This is a genomic window from Streptomyces muensis (genome assembly GCF_021474425.1).
Lineage (GTDB): Bacteria > Actinomycetota > Actinomycetes > Streptomycetales > Streptomycetaceae > Streptomyces > Streptomyces muensis.
In genome coordinates this window covers 1-872 of the sequence record NZ_JAKEIP010000609.1, presented here as the reverse complement: position 1 = coordinate 872, position 872 = coordinate 1, and the positions used below count along the sequence as shown (strand labels likewise).

Below are 872 nucleotides of genomic sequence, written 5' to 3'. Positions count from 1 at the left end.
CCACCGCCCCCCGCCACCAAGCCGAAGATCACCACCCGCGAGGGCTTCGAGGTCGACGGACACGAGGAACTGGGCCTCCCCCCGGTCTTCACCACCATCCCCACCAGGCAGCGGGTCGTCTTCCTCACGATCGACGACGGCGCCGAGAAGGACCCGGCGTTCCTGCGGATGATGAACGACCTCCAGGTGCCGTACACCGCCTTCCTCAGCGACTACCTGATCAAGGACGACTACGGCTACTTCAAGCGGATGCAGCGCGACGGCGTCGCCCTGAACAACCACACCCTCCACCACCCCTACCTCCCCGGGCTCTCCTACCGCCGCCAGCAGTACGAGATCTGCGCGATGCAGGACGTGATCGAGGAGCGCTACGGCAAGCGCCCGCTGCTGTTCCGCCCGCCGTTCGGGAACTACAACCGGGACAGTCTGCGCGCCGCCAAGTCGTGCGGCGTCAAGTACGTCCCGCTGTGGAACGAGGAGGTCTTCGTCGACCACTGGGACTACCGCGAGTGGGACCGCAGGATCCGACCGGGTGACATCGTCCTCACGCACTTCCGGGGCAGGGACGACTGGAAGGGCACAATGCCGGACATGATCCGCCGGTTCCTGGACAAGGTCACGGCCGAGGGGTACGCGGTGGCCCGGCTGGAGGACTACCTGTGAGGCAGACGCCGGGGCCGCGCGGGCCGGCCGCCGTGGTCCTGGCAGCCGTGGTCCTGGCGTCCACCCTGCTCACCGGCTGCGCCCGGCCGACGGCGACGGTCGCTCCCGAGGCGGCTCAGTCCGACGGGAGGTCGTACAGCGCCCGCTCGGCGAAGGGGCCGACGCACACCGCCCAGCCCTACCGCCGCTGGGGCCTGACCGCCCCGCTC

1 protein-coding gene and 1 pseudogene are annotated in these 872 nt (G+C 69.7%); both read left to right on the top strand.

The window, feature by feature from the left end; all coding sequences use genetic code 11:
* Positions 1–663, top strand: a 663-nt coding sequence (locus L0P92_RS44695) for a polysaccharide deacetylase family protein (RefSeq protein ID WP_234768847.1), incomplete at its 5' end; no start/stop codon positions are given.
* A pseudogene (locus L0P92_RS44690) lies at positions 660–872 on the top strand (polysaccharide deacetylase family protein); the annotation flags it as partial. The gene L0P92_RS44695 and the pseudogene L0P92_RS44690, both read left to right, overlap by 4 nt.